Consider the following 15,539-nt stretch of genomic DNA (forward strand, 5'->3'; position numbering starts at 1 on the left):
GGTAACACTGAATGGAGGCCCGAACCCACGCACGTTGAAAAGTGCGGGGATGAGGTGTGGGTAGCGGAGAAATTCCAATCGAACCTGGAGATAGCTGGTTCTCCCCGAAATAGCTTTAGGGCTAGCCTTAAGTGTAAGAGTCTTGGAGGTAGAGCACTGATTGGACTAGGGGTCCTCATCGGATTACCGAATTCAGTCAAACTCCGAATGCCAATGACTTATCCTTAGGAGTCAGACTGCGAGTGATAAGATCCGTAGTCAAAAGGGAAACAGCCCAGACCGCCAGCTAAGGTCCCAAAGTGTGTATTAAGTGGAAAAGGATGTGGAGTTGCTTAGACAACTAGGATGTTGGCTTAGAAGCAGCCACCATTTAAAGAGTGCGTAATAGCTCACTAGTCGAGTGACTCTGCGCCGAAAATGTACCGGGGCTAAATACACCACCGAAGCTGCGGATTGATACCGAATGGTATCAGTGGTAGGGGAGCGTTCTAAGGACAGTGAAGTCAGACCGTAAGGACTGGTGGAGTGCTTAGAAGTGAGAATGCCGGTATGAGTAGCGAAAGACGGGTGAGAATCCCGTCCACCGAATGCCTAAGGTTTCCTGAGGAAGGCTCGTCCGCTCAGGGTTAGTCAGGACCTAAGCCGAGGCCGACAGGCGTAGGCGATGGACAACAGGTTGATATTCCTGTACCACCTCTTTATCGTTTGAGCAATGGAGGGACGCAGAAGGATAGAAGAAGCGTGCGATTGGTTGTGCACGTCCAAGCAGTTAGGCTGATAAGTAGGCAAATCCGCTTATCGCGTATGCTGAGCTGTGATGGGGAAGCTCCTTATGGAGCGAAGTCTTTGATTCCCCGCTGCCAAGAAAAGCTTCTAGCGAGATAAAAGGTGCCTGTACCGCAAACCGACACAGGTAGGCGAGGAGAGAATCCTAAGGTGTGCGAGAGAACTCTGGTTAAGGAACTCGGCAAAATGACCCCGTAACTTCGGGAGAAGGGGTGCTTTCTTAACGGAAAGCCGCAGTGAATAGGCCCAAGCGACTGTTTAGCAAAAACACAGCTCTCTGCGAAGCCGTAAGGCGAAGTATAGGGGGTGACACCTGCCCGGTGCTGGAAGGTTAAGGAGAGGGGTTAGCGTAAGCGAAGCTCTGAACTGAAGCCCCAGTAAACGGCGGCCGTAACTATAACGGTCCTAAGGTAGCGAAATTCCTTGTCGGGTAAGTTCCGACCCGCACGAAAGGTGTAACGATTTGGGCACTGTCTCAACCAGAGACTCGGTGAAATTATAGTACCTGTGAAGATGCAGGTTACCCGCGACAGGACGGAAAGACCCCGTGGAGCTTTACTGTAGCCTGATATTGAATTTTGGTACAGTTTGTACAGGATAGGCGGGAGCCATTGAAACCGGAGCGCTAGCTTCGGTGGAGGCGCTGGTGGGATACCGCCCTGACTGTATTGAAATTCTAACCTACGGGTCTTATCGACCCGGGAGACAGTGTCAGGTGGGCAGTTTGACTGGGGCGGTCGCCTCCTAAAGTGTAACGGAGGCGCCCAAAGGTTCCCTCAGAATGGTTGGAAATCATTCGTAGAGTGCAAAGGCATAAGGGAGCTTGACTGCGAGACCTACAAGTCGAGCAGGGACGAAAGTCGGGCTTAGTGATCCGGTGGTTCCGCATGGAAGGGCCATCGCTCAACGGATAAAAGCTACCCCGGGGATAACAGGCTTATCTCCCCCAAGAGTCCACATCGACGGGGAGGTTTGGCACCTCGATGTCGGCTCATCGCATCCTGGGGCTGTAGTCGGTCCCAAGGGTTGGGCTGTTCGCCCATTAAAGCGGTACGCGAGCTGGGTTCAGAACGTCGTGAGACAGTTCGGTCCCTATCCGTCGTGGGCGTAGGAAATTTGAGAGGAGCTGTCCTTAGTACGAGAGGACCGGGATGGACGCACCGCTGGTGTACCAGTTGTTCTGCCAAGGGCATAGCTGGGTAGCTATGTGCGGAAGGGATAAGTGCTGAAAGCATCTAAGCATGAAGCCCCCCTCAAGATGAGATTTCCCATAGCGTAAGCTAGTAAGATCCCTGAAAGATGATCAGGTTGATAGGTTCGAGGTGGAAGCATGGTGACATGTGGAGCTGACGAATACTAATAGATCGAGGACTTAACCATATAATATGTAGCAATGTTATCTAGTTTTGAGAGAACATAAAAAACTTGTTGACTTTTAAAGTAAATAAGTTATAATAATGATTGTCTCAAAAGAATAATGTCTGGTAATGATGGCAGAGAGGTCACACCCGTTCCCATACCGAACACGGAAGTTAAGCTCTCTAGCGCCGATGGTAGTTGGGACATTGTCCCTGTGAGAGTAGGACGTTGCCAGGCAATATTATTCCGCAGTAGCTCAGCGGTAGAGCTATCGGCTGTTAACCGATCGGTCGTAGGTTCGATTCCTACCTGCGGAGCCATTGGAGAGCTGTCCGAGTTGGCCGAAGGAGCACGATTGGAAATCGTGTATACGTCACAAGCGTATCAAGGGTTCGAATCCCTTGCTCTCCGCCATAGGATTTATAATATTTGGCCCGTTGGTCAAGTGGTTAAGACACCGCCCTTTCACGGCGGTAACACGGGTTCGAATCCCGTACGGGTCACCACTTTGGAGGATTAGCTCAGCTGGGAGAGCACCTGCCTTACAAGCAGGGGGTCGGCGGTTCGATCCCGTCATCCTCCACCATATAAATTTTATATAAATAGTATTATCGCGGGGTGGAGCAGCACGGTAGCTCGTCGGGCTCATAACCCGAAGGTCGCAGGTTCAAATCCTGTCCCCGCAACCAAATGGTCCCGTGGTGTAGTGGTTAACATGCCTGCCTGTCACGCAGGAGATCGCCGGTTCGACCCCGGTCGGGACCGCCATTTTAATAAGGCTCGGTAGCTCAGTCGGTAGAGCAGAGGACTGAAAATCCTCGTGTCGGCGGTTCGATTCCGTCCCGAGCCACCATTTATTTTAATAAAATACGCCGGCTTAGCTCAATTGGTAGAGCAACTGACTTGTAATCAGTAGGTTGGGGGTTCAAGTCCTCTAGCCGGCACCATGTAAGTTTCGGAGGGGTAGCGAAGTGGCTAAACGCGGCGGACTGTAAATCCGCTCCTTCGGGTTCGGCAGTTCGAATCTGCCCCCTCCACCATTTACATAGGGGCATAGTTTAAAGGTAGAACTGAGGTCTCCAAAACCTCCAGTGTGGGTTCGATTCCTACTGCCCCTGCCAAATATATTTACACAACATGGCGGTTGTGGCGAAGTGGTTAACGCACCGGATTGTGGCTCCGGCATTCGTGGGTTCGATTCCCATCAGTCGCCCCATTTTTATTTTAAAAATTGCAAATAATCTAATGGATACTTACATATAATTAAGTAAGAATTCGATGGGCTATAGCCAAGCGGTAAGGCAACGGACTTTGACTCCGTCATGCGCTGGTTCGAATCCAGCTAGCCCAGCCATTTTTGCGGAAGTAGTTCAGTGGTAGAATACAACCTTGCCAAGGTTGGGGTCGCGGGTTCGAATCCCGTCTTCCGCTCCAATAAAATTTAATATGGCGGCATAGCCAAGTGGTAAGGCAGAGGTCTGCAAAACCTTTATCACCGGTTCAAATCCGGTTGCCGCCTTTTCTTTTGTGCCGATGTGGCGGAATTGGCAGACGCGCACGACTCAAAATCGTGTTCCTTCGGGAGTGTCGGTTCGACCCCGACCATCGGTATCATGAACGGCGTAAAAAAGCTCTATACAATTAGTATAGAGCTTTTTTGTTTTCTTTTCATTACATGACAAAATAAGCAGAAAAAATATTGTATATACAATATTTCTTTCGAGTACTCTAGAGAGAATTTCTCCACCCCGGTGACATGAAGTTAAATCCGATAACACCAGTAGATATTAGTACATTATCAACGGTTAAGTTTGTAATCTCTAAAAACTTCTTTTTGTTAAATTATACTAGGTGCTTCTAAAATTCGTAATAAACGTAGGAATTCATGTATAATATAACTTGTCGAAAGAACAAAATGATAGTGATTTATATTATGTCTGTAATATGAATCAAAAATGAACTTTTTATATTTCTTTTAAAAATGTGTTGAACACACATTATATTTCATATTAATATTTTTATGTAGATTTAAAACGGGAAAGAGAGTGGAAAGTATGGGCCGTAAATGGAACAATATTAAAGACAAAAAAGCATCAAAAGATGCAAATACAAGCCGTATATACGCAAAATTTGGGCGTGAAATTTATGTGGCAGCAAAACAAGGCGAGCCAGATCCAGAATCAAACCAAGCGCTAAGAGTTGTATTAGAGCGTGCGAAAACATACAATGTTCCAAGAACAATTATTGATCGTGCAGTTGAAAAAGCAAAAGGCGGTTCAGAAGAAAATTATGACGAGCTTCGTTATGAAGGATTCGGACCAAATGGAGCTATGGTTATTGTAGATACACTTACAAATAACGTAAACCGTACTGCAGCAGATGTACGAGCTGCATTTAGCAAAAACAGTGGTAATATGGGTGTGAACGGTTCTGTAGCTTACATGTTTGATGCGACAGCTGTTATCGGCCTTGAAGGTAAAACATCAGATGAAGTTCTTGAAATTTTAATGGAAGCAGATGTAGATGCACGTGACATTCTAGAAGAAGAAGATTCTGTTATCGTGTATGCTGAACCAGATCAATTCCATGCAGTACAATCTGCACTTAAAGGTGCTGGCGTTGAGGAGTTTACAGTTGCAGAATTAACAATGCTTGCACAAAGTGATGTAACACTTCCTGAAGATGCTCAAGCACAATTTGAGAAAATGGTTGATGCATTAGAAGATTTGGAAGATGTTCAACAAGTTTATCACAACGTAGACTTAGGAGAGTAATACGATAGATGACCCTTTTCGCTTAGCGGATAGGGTCTTTTTTTATGAAGTTAATTAAGGTGATGAAGTATTAAAGGTATTTTGTTGTAGGTAGTGAATATGATTATAGGGATATATAAAATATTCATTATCTCTAGGAGGCTTAATATGGAACATAAGACACCAAAGCATATAGTTGCTGTAGCAGGTTATTTAACAAATGAAAAAAATGAAGTGTTATTAACAAAAGTGCACTGGCGAGCTGATACGTGGGAGTTGCCAGGAGGACAGGTAGAAGAAGGCGAAGCGCTCGATCAAGCTGTCTGTAGAGAAATAAAAGAGGAAACAGGGTTAACGGTGAAGCCTATCGGAATTACAGGGGTTTATTATAATACCTCTATGCATATTCTAGCTGTTGTTTTTAAAGTAGCATATATAAGTGGTGAAATAAAAACTCAACCTGAAGAGATACAAGAGGCTAAATTTGTTGATTTAAATGAAGAGAACATAGATGAGTATATAACGCGTCCTCATATGAAATCCAGAACGCTTGATGCAATGAGAGCAACACATTTTATTCCGTATGAAACGTGGGAAGTACAGCCGTATAATTTAATAGGAAGATTGTAAAGAAAAGAGTAGCCGATTTGAGATACATTCGAATCACTACTCTTTTTTGTATACTGTTTAAGAAAAAGGTCAAAATAATAATAGCACTAGTATTGATTTTCAGAACGTTTGTTCTGTATAATAAATCTATATGTTATATACATTTAGATTACTAGATAGTCAAAAGTATATATATTTGTAGATGATATAATTAAAGTGTAAAGTGAAAATATAATAGTCTTAAGGGTTTCTCTTTTATTGGTTATTCGTGCTTTAACATAACCTATATTCAATATTTCAGATGAATAGTAGATAAAAAAATACTGTGATACAATACTTTTTTATCCCACTATTTGCTGGGCAGTAAGCCTGATTGATGAGGGCTCATTAAAGTTTCACTTTATACCTTACAATGATGTAAGGTACGTGTAAGAGAAATCGATGGGATATTTTTTTACAACAATGTATTCTTAAAGTAAGAGTTATATGCTGTGTGGAAAAGAGGTGTTCAAGATGAAAGAACGAGTATTATCTAGGGTGAACTATCATCAAAAAGTTGCATTAAATCCAATGACTAAACTTTTTTATAAAGCCATTATATTATTATTATTGTTAAGTTGTACGTTATTATTCATTGGAAATGTAATGATTGAGAAAAGTGATATTAGTAAATTACATGTACCGGCTAAGTTAGAGGTGCCAGAATCATTAACACATGCATTTATTGCGACAGAAGATAAAAGATTTTATCATCATAACGGTTTAGATTATATAGCAATTATTAGAGCCTCAGTTGAGAATATAAAGGCTGGTGGTGTCGTGCAAGGAGGAAGCACGATTACACAACAGCTATCTAAAAATGCTTTTTTAACAAATGAACGTACATTTTCTCGTAAGTGGAAAGAGATTTTTTATACGAAAAAAATTGAACGCACATTTACGAAGGATGAAATTTTAAAATTATATGTAAGTAATATTTATTATGGAGAAGGAGCGTGGGGAATTGAAAAAGCAGCAAACCTTTACTTCGGTAAAAAGGTGAACCAATTAACGTTGGCTGAAAGTGCAATGATGGCTGCTGTAGTAAAAGCACCTGCTTATTACTCACCTGCCCAAAACTATGATAAAGCAGTAGAGAGACGAAATGTCGTTTTGAGACTAATGGAGAAAGAAGGCTATATAAGCCATGATGAGTATGTTCAAGCAGTTAGTGAGAAATTAGTAATTCGTCATGATATAAAAATAGAGCAGTCGATGTTAAATAGCGCGCGCAAAAAAGCAGTAAGTTAAGAGAAGTTCCTACAGAGGAGCTTCTTTTTTTGAATAAATTGTGACAAATTGTGACACAATATCGTCACAATTATTGTGTTTTTGTAATTTATGTGAGCGTGTTCATTGCGTGACGTATATAAGTGTTGATATTATGTGTATTGTGTACAATGCTGTATACAGAATATGAATTTAAAGAGGAATGTATATGAAATCAAATAAACTCATGGCTCTTGGTATAGTTTTTTCTATCGCAGTATTGATTGTAATTGGAACAATTGCGTATAGCATCATAAATGACAAAAAAGATAAAGGGAATGAGATGTTTGCTTATTCTACGCAACAATCTTTAGGGAAAGATGATGCTCCAGTTAAGGTAGTTGAATTTGGAGACTTTAAATGTCCTGCTTGTCGTACTTGGGATGTAACAGTATTACCTCGATTAAAAGAAGAGTATATTGATAAAGGCAAAGTGCAGTTATATTTTATTAACTTCCCATTTATCGGAAAAGACTCGGATTTAGGTGCAGCAGCTGGTGAAGCAATTTATAAACAAGATAAAGATTCATTCTGGATCTTCTATGATGAGATTTATCAAAATCAAAAGAAAGATACGGAAGAATGGATTACAGAAGATTTGCTTCTTAGCATTGTGAAAGAGAAACTTCCAAAAGTTGATGTAGAGCAATTTAAGAAAGATTTACACAGTAAAGACATTAAAGAAAAAGTACGTAAAGATTCAGATCGTGCTCAAAAATTAAAAGTTCAAGGTGCTCCTTCTGTATATGTAAACGGAAATCTTGCAAACCCTGATTTCGATAGTATGAAGAAGGCAATTGATAAAGAATTGAAAAAGTGATGAGGTCTCTCATCACTTTTTCGACTTTTTTCGATAAAATTCTTGCCTCTACTTTTTTTACATGCTATACTACTTTACATAAGTTATTCTAATATCTTATATGTAATTCATATTTGCGGGTGTAGTTTAGTGGTAAAACAAGAGCCTTCCAAGCTCTGGTCGAGAGTTCGATTCTCTTCACCCGCTCCAAATTTTATTAAATGTTTTTCTATAAATTGTGATCAACGCAGTGTTTCGTTTCCGAGATAAACGAGGCATTGCGTTTTTTAATGTTTGAAAAACCTAATTACATGCGAAAATAGAAGTAAATAATAGTATTCCAAAAGTGAATTACTAACCAATAGAGTCGTTACATAAGGGATGGATTCATCTGAGGAGGCGATTAAGAGTGGATTTTGAACAATTAAAGCAAGATGTAATTGCGTATAGTAAAACAATTGGCATAGATAAAATAGGCTTTGCGAGTGCTTCTCCTTTTGAGGAATTAAAGCAGCGCTTAATCCAGCAACAACAATTAAATTATCAATCTGGATTTGAAGAGCCTGATATAGAGAAGAGAACGAATCCGCAACTGTTATTACCGGGTGCTAAATCAATTATTGCGATTGCTTTAGCATATCCTTCAAAATTAAAAAATGCACCATTAAGTAAGCGTGGAGAACGCCGTGGGATTTTTTGTCGTGCTTCTTGGGGACAAGATTATCATCTTGTTTTACGAGATCGTTTGCAAAAATTAGAAGCATATTTAATTGAAAAACTTCCGGATATAGAAGTGAAGTCCATGGTTGATACAGGTGAATTAAGTGATCGAGCTGTATCAGAGCGTGCAGGCATTGGATGGAGCGGTAAAAACTGCTCTATTATTACACCTGAATTTGGTTCGTACGTATACTTAGGGGAAATGATTACAAATGTTCCATTCCCGCCAGATAAGCCGATAGAAGATCAATGCGGGGGCTGTACGAAATGTATCGATATTTGTCCTACCGGTGCTTTAATACAGGGGGGACAGTTAGATTCGAAGAAGTGCATTGCGTTTTTAACACAGACGAAAGGATTCCTACCTGAAGAATATCGCGATAAAATAGGAAATCGTATATATGGATGTGATACGTGTCAGACTGTTTGCCCGAAAAACAAAGGAATGGATTTTCATAATCATCCTGAGATGGAGCCGGATCCTGAGCTAGTTAAACCATTATTAACGCCACTTTTAACAATTAGTAATCGTGATTTTAAAGAGAAATATGGGATTATGTCAGGGTCATGGAGAGGGAAAAAGCCACTGCAAAGAAATGCGATTTTAGCATTAGCACATTTTAAAGAAACATCGGCAATTCCTGATTTAATTGGTGTTATGAAAGATGACCCAAGACCAGTACTACGCGGAACGGCAGCATGGGCACTTGGGAAAATTGGCGGAGATGGAGTAGGCGAAGCGATTGAGAAAGCGATGGAACGTGAGAAAGATGAAGAAGTGCTTCATGAAATGAATCGCGGGCTTGAATTGTTAGCACAGAAAAAAGAGTAGATAATATTTCCCTTTTTCATATTGTAATATGGGAGGGAGACAGAATGGTTGTAAAAACGAAGATTGAAAACCAAGTACAACAATTTTTAGCATATATAACGGAGAAAAGAACGAATGTGGATGGTATTGCTGAGGATTTACTACAAATGGCACTGAGAAAGAAACAATTGTTTCAAAGACGTAGTGCACATATAGTGAAAGCAACTGCGGATGTTTCTTTCATTAGACAATTAAATAGTAATGACCATCAAGAAATTGATTATCAAATACATTTTAAATATTTAATTAAGCATAAAGAATTATTTTATATTGAAGAGGAACAATTAAAACGAAGAGTTTGTTTAAATAATAGTCGGATTATAGGCGATTATGCTATTGAAGTGTCAGAAGAAATTAGAATGGGTGAGACATTAGAAAGGGAAATTACGAAAGAGAAGTACGGTTCTTATCAGTATAATCGTTTAGAGGCAGTGAAATATGCAGAGCGTTGGTGGGATGACCGAAATCCTATGTATCGTAATTTCCCTGATAATTGTACGAATTTCATTTCTCAATGTCTTCATACTGGAGAAGTACCTATGAGCGGATATCCTAATATTCGTAAAGGATGGTGGCAAAGGGAGAATCAGTGGAGCTGGAGCTGGGCTGTTGCACATTCTTTTTATTGGTATTTGTCAGGTGCTACAACAGGACTTCGAGCAGAGGCGGTAGAGAGGCCAGAAGAACTTATTCTTGGAGATGTCATTGCTTATGATTTCGAGGATGACGGAAGATGGAATCATACGACGATTGTAGTAGCAAAAGATGCAGATGGTATGCCGCTTGTAAATGCACATTCAGCGAATAGCCGTCGACGTTATTGGAACTATGAAGACTCTAGTAAATATACACCACAAATGAAATATAAATTCTTTCATATTATTAATGGGTAGAGATTTTTCGCTCAAGTGGTATAATACGTAGTAGACAAAAAACAGAGGTGAATATCGCGTGGGAGTACATGTTGTTTTATATCAGCCAGAAATTCCAGCAAATACAGGGAATATTGCTCGTACTTGTGCAGCAACTGGAACAGAATTACATTTGATTAGACCGCTTGGATTTTCAACGGATGATAAAATGTTAAAGCGTGCAGGATTAGATTATTGGCAGCACGTAAAAATTACGTACTATGATTCAATTGAAGAATTTTATGAAAAAAATAAAGACGGTGAATTCTTCTATTTAACAAAGTATGGCGAGAAAGCTCATACAGCGTTTGACTATAGCAAGCGCGAGAAGGATTACTATTTTGTATTTGGAAGAGAAACAAACGGCTTACCAGCTAATGTAATCGAAGAAAACTTTGATCATTGTTTACGTATTCCAATGACAGATAAAGTACGTTCATTAAATTTATCTAATACAGCAGCAATTTTAATTTATGAAGCGTTCCGTCAACAAAATTACCCTGGATTAGATTTAGAAATCGTTTATTAAAAGTCGCCATATGGCGACTTTTTTTTATAAAATAAAAATAATATATAATCATACATTTAAAAGAGAGGACATAATCATATAGAATGGGATATATGATTAAAAATAGATAAGACGGGTTGAGATAAATATGAAGGAAGAATATAGTAATCAAAATACCTTTTTAAGTATGATAGATATGGATTTAATTAGACAAGGATTATTACATGCTATTCAAGATTTAGTATTCATATTGAAAGTTATTGATAATGAAACGTTTCAATATATGTATGTGAATAAAATAGGAATGGATTATGCTAGGTTAAGCGAAGAGTGCTATGGAAAAACCTTTGCAGAAGTATTACCAAAAGATATAGCGGGGATATTGCAAAGGCAATATGCAAAAGTAGTGAGAGAAGCGAAAGCACACACCTTTTGTGATATAGTCAATTTACCAAAAGGTGAGATACACTATGAATCTTCACTTAATCCTGTCTGCGACGAAGAAGGAATATGTCAATTTGTTATTTGTATTACAAGAGATATTACAGCTCAAATTGAGGAGAAGACAGAGATAGAGGAAAAACAAATGTTATTTAAGTCGTTACTGGAATATAATAATGACTCAATTATATCTATAGATTCTATAGGGAGAGTTACATATGCAAATCCGGCAACGTATGAAATATTTGGATACCGGTATGAGGAATTAAATAATAAATTTATTTTTGAATTCATTAATAAAGAATATGAAAAAGATTTTCAAATTATATTTAAGGGATCGATGCAAGGAAAAGCAAAACAAATTGTTTCAAAGAAATATGTTCATAAAGAAGGGTACGAGCTATATATTTCTTTGAGAACTATCCCGATTATTGTGAACGGTGAAATTGTTGGGATTTATATTGTTACGAGAGATGTTACAAGGCAAGTATTAAACGAAATGCGAACAGAATATTTAGCTTACTATGACCAGTTAACGGGATTAATGAATAGAATTTCATGTACAAATAAGTTAAATACTTTTTTAAATGAGAGTGTAAATTTTGCACTTGTATTTATAGATTTAGATGAGTTTCATCGTATTAATGATACATTTGGTCATAAAGAGGGAGATAAAGTATTACAAAGAGTTACAGAATGTTTAAGTAATCTAAAAATAGAAGATATGCACTTATTTAGAGAACACGATGATCAATTTGTTATGTTGATAGAAAATATAACGAAAGAATATGTAGAGGAAGTTGCAAAAAGCATATTAAAAAACATTAGTGAATATTTTGTAATCGAAGAAGAAGATGTATATTTAAGCGCGTCAATTGGAATTGTAATGGCTCCAACAGATGGAGAAGATGAAAAAATACTATTTCAGAGAGTCGATGCTGCTTTAGAAAAAGCAAAAGAAAAAGGAAAAGGACATTATCATTTTTATTGTAGTGGATTAGACTGTGAGCGTGAACAAAGGTTTATAATAGAAAATCAGTTACATCGTGCTATAGAAAAAAATGAATTTTTCTTATATTATCAGCCACAAATTAATATTGAAACGAAAAAAATAGCTAGTATGGAAGCTTTAATAAGGTGGGAGAATAAGGAATTAGGATTTGTTTCTCCAAACCAATTTATCCCGTTGGCAGAAAGAACAGGATTTATTATTAAGCTGGATGAATGGGTAGTAAATCAAGTGTGTCAGCAATTGCGCGAATGGTTAAATAAAGGGTATGATGTGGTCCCAATTGCAGTTAATATTTCAGCTAGACACTTTCGTTCTATTACATTAATAGAGATGATTACACGGGCTTTAAATAAGTACAATGTACCAACTCATTTATTAGCGATAGAGGTTACAGAAGGAGCTCTTATACATAAAGATATATCGAAGAGAGTGTTACTACAATTAAAAGAGCAAAATTTAAAGATTCATTTAGATGATTTTGGAACAGGCTATTCATCTTTAAGTTATTTAAAAACATATCCAATTGATACTTTAAAAATTGATCGTTCTTTTATGGAAGGTATATATATAGATGAACGTGATACGAATATTACAGCTGCAATTATTCATTTAGCTCATACTTTAGAATTGAATGTAATTGCAGAAGGAGTAGAAAAAAAGGAGCAAATACAGTTTTTGAAAGAAAAGAATGTGAAGCTTGTACAAGGTTATTATTATAGCCGACCACTATCCAAATATGATATGGAAAATATGTATTATAAATAAAAAAAATGATGTGCTAAAAGCACATCATTTTTTATGTGTACCTGGTTTGTCATTGTAACCGGATGTAAAAATAGCTGTAAGAAATGTGAGTGATACACCTAAAATTAATAATAATTTCATACTAATATCCTCCTTACTTTTTTCGGTTCATGAGTTTTATTTATTATCCAAAATGTATGTAAGGTTCTTAGAAGAAAAGAATTTATTTATAATGAATAGCAGTGTGAAAACGTTAATACCTATATTATACAGAATTTTCTTTGAATTTTGGAGAGAATTTTAGTGTGCTATTATATATTTCGTTTTGATTTAAAGAATGTTTAAGGACATCCTAGCATACCTTTTATAATAATCCGATTGAACAAGGAGATGGGGGAGGAGCTATAATGGATATTCTAAAAAAGATTGAACAGCATCGAGCAGCAGAAGAGCGTTTACAATGGGAAGGTACGTTTGCGGAGTATTTGGAGCTTGTGAAAGAAAGACCATGGGTGGCTCAAACAGCACACTCTCGCATTTACAATATGATAAAAGATGCTGGAATTGAAGAAGTTGATGGTAGAAGAAAGTATAACTTCTTTAGTAATCAGCTCTTTGGATTAGAGGATGCTCTAGAACGTCTTGTAGAGGAATATTTTCATCCATCTGCAAAACGATTAGATGTTAGAAAAAGAATTTTATTATTAATGGGTCCTGTTAGTGGAGGGAAATCAACGTTAGTTACAATGTTGAAACGAGGATTAGAAACATATTCAAGAACAGATCGCGGAGCAATTTTTGCAATTAAAGGATGCCCAATGCACGAGGATCCACTGCATTTAATTCCACATCATTTACGAGATGATTTCTTTGATGAGTATGGGGTTAGAATTGAAGGGAATTTATCACCACTAAATGTCATGCGTTTAGAGCAAGAATACGGATCAAGAATTGAGGATGTAGTTGTAGAGCGTATTTTCTTCTCTGAAGATCGTCGTACAGGGATTGGTACATTTAGCCCGTCTGATCCAAAATCACAAGATATTGCAGATTTAACAGGTAGTCTGGACTTTTCTACGATTGCAGAATATGGTTCAGAATCAGATCCGCGTGCGTATCGATTTGATGGAGAATTAAATAAGGCAAACCGAGGAATGATGGAGTTCCAAGAGATGTTAAAATGCGATGAGAAGTTTTTATGGCACTTATTATCGCTTACGCAAGAAGGGAATTTCAAAGCGGGAAGATTTGCGCTTATTTCAGCAGATGAATTAATTGTAGCGCATACGAATGAAACAGAGTATCGCTCATTTATAGCAAATAAGAAAAATGAAGCATTGCACTCAAGAATTATTGTAATGCCAGTTCCTTATAATTTACGAGTAAGTGAAGAAGAACATATTTATGAAAAAATGATTCGTGAAAGTGATGTATCGAATGTTCACATTGCACCACACACACTTCGCGTTGCAGCAATGTTCACCATTTTAACTCGTTTAAAAGATCCGAAGCGTCCGGATATTGATTTAATTAAAAAGATGCGTTTGTATGATGGAGAAACGGTAGAAGGTTATAATGCGATTGATGTAGAAGAATTACAACGCGAATATCAAGATGAAGGTATGAAGGGTATTGATCCTCGTTATGTCATTAACCGAATTTCGTCTACAATCATTCGAAAAGAGGTACCATCTATTAACGCGTTAGATGTACTTAGATCTTTAAAAGATGGGCTAGATCAGCATCCATCCATTAGTAATGAAGACCGTGAACGTTACATGAACTTCATCTCATTAGCGAGAAAAGAATACGATGAAATCGCGAAGAAAGAAGTACAAAAAGCGTTTGTTTATTCATATGAAGAATCAGCTAAGACGCTTATGGATAATTACTTAGATAACGTCGAGGCGTACTGCAATAAATCGAAATTACGTGATCCGTTAACAGGAGAAGAAATGAGTCCAGATGAAAAATTAATGCGCTCAATTGAAGAGCAAATTGGAATTTCAGAAAATGCTAAGAAAGCGTTCCGTGAAGAGATTTTAATTCGCATTTCTGCTTATGCCCGTAAAGGAAAACGCTTTGATTATAATTCACATGAACGTCTTCGTGAAGCGATTCAGAAAAAACTATTTGCTGATTTAAAAGATATAGTGAAAATTACAACGTCAACGAAAACGCCGGACGAAAATCAGCTTAAGAAAATCAATGATGTTGTTGCGCGTTTAATTGATGAGCATGGCTATAATTCTTCTTCAGCAAATGAATTACTACGCTATGTAGGTAGCTTGTTAAACAGATAGTTTGATAACAAAACGCTGTCTCTTGTATTTTGCGGGACAGCGTTTTATTATCCGTTCATATGTGTATAAAGTGTCATACCTTGTCCAAATGTAATAAATTAAGATGCAATTTTATGAATTTATTGTCAATTATTTTTACAATATGCATATGATAGAGTAACCAACCATTCATACGAAAAAAGCCAACACAATACAATATGTTGCAAAGTAAAAATATGTGCAACAATGCATTGTGTTTCTTTCTTATCAGTGGCTGAATATTTCTTTCTATTATGTGAGTGGCAAAATTTTGTTTAGGATGCTCGGGGTATTGTATGAAAAACGTTATAAATGTTTATGGGATGATTTTCTGTGGGCAGTTACCTTTCAAACATTCTAGCTTGCACATTACAGAACAAAATTTATAGATTGCTGT

At 37.9% G+C, this 15,539-nt stretch carries 9 protein-coding genes, 16 tRNA genes, 2 rRNA genes and 1 pseudogene (1 of these 28 cut by a window edge); 27 read left to right on the top strand and 1 reads right to left on the bottom strand.

The features are described 5' to 3' along the window. The 17 genes from N2V80_RS02685 to N2V80_RS02765 form a co-directional block, all read left to right on the top strand. Nucleotides 1-2,166: ribosomal RNA gene (locus N2V80_RS02685) — 23S ribosomal RNA — on the top strand; it begins 757 nt to the left of the window's first position. 100 nt (nucleotides 2,167-2,266) lie between these two features. Further along, a 5S ribosomal RNA gene (gene rrf / locus N2V80_RS02690) occupies nucleotides 2,267-2,382 on the top strand. An 8-nt stretch (nucleotides 2,383-2,390) separates the two neighbouring features. Beyond that, nucleotides 2,391-2,465 (top strand) — tRNA-Asn (locus tag N2V80_RS02695). 2 nt (nucleotides 2,466-2,467) lie between these two features. Beyond that, nucleotides 2,468-2,559: transfer RNA gene (locus tag N2V80_RS02700), tRNA-Ser, on the top strand. Between the two features lie 17 nt (nucleotides 2,560-2,576). Then, a tRNA-Glu gene (locus N2V80_RS02705) sits at nucleotides 2,577-2,651 on the top strand. A gap of 4 nt (nucleotides 2,652-2,655) precedes the next feature. Continuing rightward, nucleotides 2,656-2,731: transfer RNA gene (locus N2V80_RS02710), tRNA-Val, on the top strand. 26 nt (nucleotides 2,732-2,757) lie between these two features. Then, nucleotides 2,758-2,834: transfer RNA gene (locus tag N2V80_RS02715), tRNA-Met, on the top strand. Nucleotides 2,835-2,837: 3 nt separating this feature from the next. Next, a tRNA-Asp gene (locus N2V80_RS02720) sits at nucleotides 2,838-2,913 on the top strand. Between the two features lie 9 nt (nucleotides 2,914-2,922). Continuing rightward, nucleotides 2,923-2,998 (top strand) — tRNA-Phe (locus tag N2V80_RS02725). An 18-nt stretch (nucleotides 2,999-3,016) separates the two neighbouring features. Continuing rightward, a tRNA-Thr gene (locus N2V80_RS02730) sits at nucleotides 3,017-3,092 on the top strand. A gap of 10 nt (nucleotides 3,093-3,102) precedes the next feature. After that, nucleotides 3,103-3,185, top strand: a tRNA-Tyr gene (locus tag N2V80_RS02735). A 7-nt stretch (nucleotides 3,186-3,192) separates the two neighbouring features. Then, nucleotides 3,193-3,266, top strand: a tRNA-Trp gene (locus N2V80_RS02740). 19 nt (nucleotides 3,267-3,285) lie between these two features. Continuing rightward, nucleotides 3,286-3,361, top strand: a tRNA-His gene (locus N2V80_RS02745). Between the two features lie 63 nt (nucleotides 3,362-3,424). Continuing rightward, nucleotides 3,425-3,499: transfer RNA gene (locus N2V80_RS02750), tRNA-Gln, on the top strand. Between the two features lie 5 nt (nucleotides 3,500-3,504). Further along, a tRNA-Gly gene (locus N2V80_RS02755) sits at nucleotides 3,505-3,579 on the top strand. Nucleotides 3,580-3,593: 14 nt separating this feature from the next. Continuing rightward, nucleotides 3,594-3,664 (top strand) — tRNA-Cys (locus N2V80_RS02760). A 10-nt stretch (nucleotides 3,665-3,674) separates the two neighbouring features. Continuing rightward, nucleotides 3,675-3,756, top strand: a tRNA-Leu gene (locus N2V80_RS02765). Between the two features lie 117 nt (nucleotides 3,757-3,873). Here the strand turns inward: N2V80_RS02765 and N2V80_RS02770 are convergent. Then, nucleotides 3,874-3,981 (bottom strand): annotated as a pseudogene (locus tag N2V80_RS02770) (DUF3884 family protein); the annotation flags it as partial. A 218-nt stretch (nucleotides 3,982-4,199) separates the two neighbouring features. Between N2V80_RS02770 and N2V80_RS02775 the strand changes: the two are divergent. The 10 genes from N2V80_RS02775 (at nucleotide 4,200) to N2V80_RS02820 (ending at nucleotide 15,124) form a co-directional block, all read left to right on the top strand. Then, nucleotides 4,200-4,919, top strand: a complete 720-nt coding sequence (locus N2V80_RS02775; RefSeq protein ID WP_000532952.1) for a YebC/PmpR family DNA-binding transcriptional regulator — start codon at nucleotides 4,200-4,202, stop codon at nucleotides 4,917-4,919. A 147-nt stretch (nucleotides 4,920-5,066) separates the two neighbouring features. Beyond that, nucleotides 5,067-5,528: an NUDIX hydrolase gene (locus N2V80_RS02780; RefSeq protein ID WP_000400456.1), complete on the top strand. Its 462-nt coding sequence runs from the start codon at nucleotides 5,067-5,069 to the stop codon at nucleotides 5,526-5,528. Between the two features lie 492 nt (nucleotides 5,529-6,020). Continuing rightward, nucleotides 6,021-6,797, top strand: coding sequence for a transglycosylase domain-containing protein (locus tag N2V80_RS02785; RefSeq protein ID WP_000664715.1), 777 nt, complete (start codon nucleotides 6,021-6,023; stop codon nucleotides 6,795-6,797). 187 nt (nucleotides 6,798-6,984) lie between these two features. Further along, nucleotides 6,985-7,635: a DsbA family protein gene (locus N2V80_RS02790; protein ID WP_000841306.1), complete on the top strand. Its 651-nt coding sequence runs from the start codon at nucleotides 6,985-6,987 to the stop codon at nucleotides 7,633-7,635. 115 nt (nucleotides 7,636-7,750) lie between these two features. Next, nucleotides 7,751-7,824: transfer RNA gene (locus N2V80_RS02795), tRNA-Gly, on the top strand. A gap of 199 nt (nucleotides 7,825-8,023) precedes the next feature. Further along, nucleotides 8,024-9,166: a tRNA epoxyqueuosine(34) reductase QueG gene (gene queG, locus N2V80_RS02800; RefSeq protein ID WP_000345216.1), complete on the top strand. Its 1,143-nt coding sequence runs from the start codon at nucleotides 8,024-8,026 to the stop codon at nucleotides 9,164-9,166. 44 nt (nucleotides 9,167-9,210) lie between these two features. Next, a complete protein-coding gene (locus tag N2V80_RS02805) occupies nucleotides 9,211-10,098 on the top strand; it encodes an amidase domain-containing protein (protein ID WP_000260592.1) in 888 nt (295 codons plus the stop codon). Between the two features lie 58 nt (nucleotides 10,099-10,156). After that, complete coding sequence (gene trmL / locus N2V80_RS02810) at nucleotides 10,157-10,645, top strand: tRNA (uridine(34)/cytosine(34)/5-carboxymethylaminomethyluridine(34)-2'-O)-methyltransferase TrmL (RefSeq protein ID WP_000538147.1); 489 nt, start codon at nucleotides 10,157-10,159, stop codon at nucleotides 10,643-10,645. 127 nt (nucleotides 10,646-10,772) lie between these two features. Continuing rightward, nucleotides 10,773-12,842 (top strand): sensor domain-containing protein, encoded by a 2,070-nt coding sequence (locus N2V80_RS02815; protein ID WP_061655861.1) that lies wholly within the window; start codon nucleotides 10,773-10,775, stop codon nucleotides 12,840-12,842. 386 nt (nucleotides 12,843-13,228) lie between these two features. Further along, complete coding sequence (locus N2V80_RS02820; protein ID WP_000353273.1) at nucleotides 13,229-15,124, top strand: PrkA family serine protein kinase; 1,896 nt, start codon at nucleotides 13,229-13,231, stop codon at nucleotides 15,122-15,124. Nucleotides 15,125-15,539 lie beyond the last annotated feature (415 nt).

Source organism: Bacillus sp. FSL W8-0640, assembly GCF_038007725.1.
GTDB classification, from domain to species: Bacteria; Bacillota; Bacilli; order Bacillales; family Bacillaceae_G; genus Bacillus_A; species Bacillus_A cereus.

Bases quoted from the DNA above. Each gene is read 5' to 3' on its own strand.
- N2V80_RS02775 (WP_000532952.1), top strand. From the start codon at position 4,200: ATGGGCCGTAAATGGAACAATATTAAAGACAAAAAAGCATCAAAAGAT.
- N2V80_RS02780 (WP_000400456.1), top strand. From the start codon at position 5,067: ATGGAACATAAGACACCAAAGCATATAGTTGCTGTAGCAGGTTATTTA.
- N2V80_RS02785 (WP_000664715.1), top strand. From the start codon at position 6,021: ATGAAAGAACGAGTATTATCTAGGGTGAACTATCATCAAAAAGTTGCA.
- N2V80_RS02790 (WP_000841306.1), top strand. From the start codon at position 6,985: ATGAAATCAAATAAACTCATGGCTCTTGGTATAGTTTTTTCTATCGCA.
- N2V80_RS02805 (WP_000260592.1), top strand. From the start codon at position 9,211: ATGGTTGTAAAAACGAAGATTGAAAACCAAGTACAACAATTTTTAGCA.
- N2V80_RS02815 (WP_061655861.1), top strand. From the start codon at position 10,773: ATGAAGGAAGAATATAGTAATCAAAATACCTTTTTAAGTATGATAGAT.
- N2V80_RS02820 (WP_000353273.1), top strand. From the start codon at position 13,229: ATGGATATTCTAAAAAAGATTGAACAGCATCGAGCAGCAGAAGAGCGT.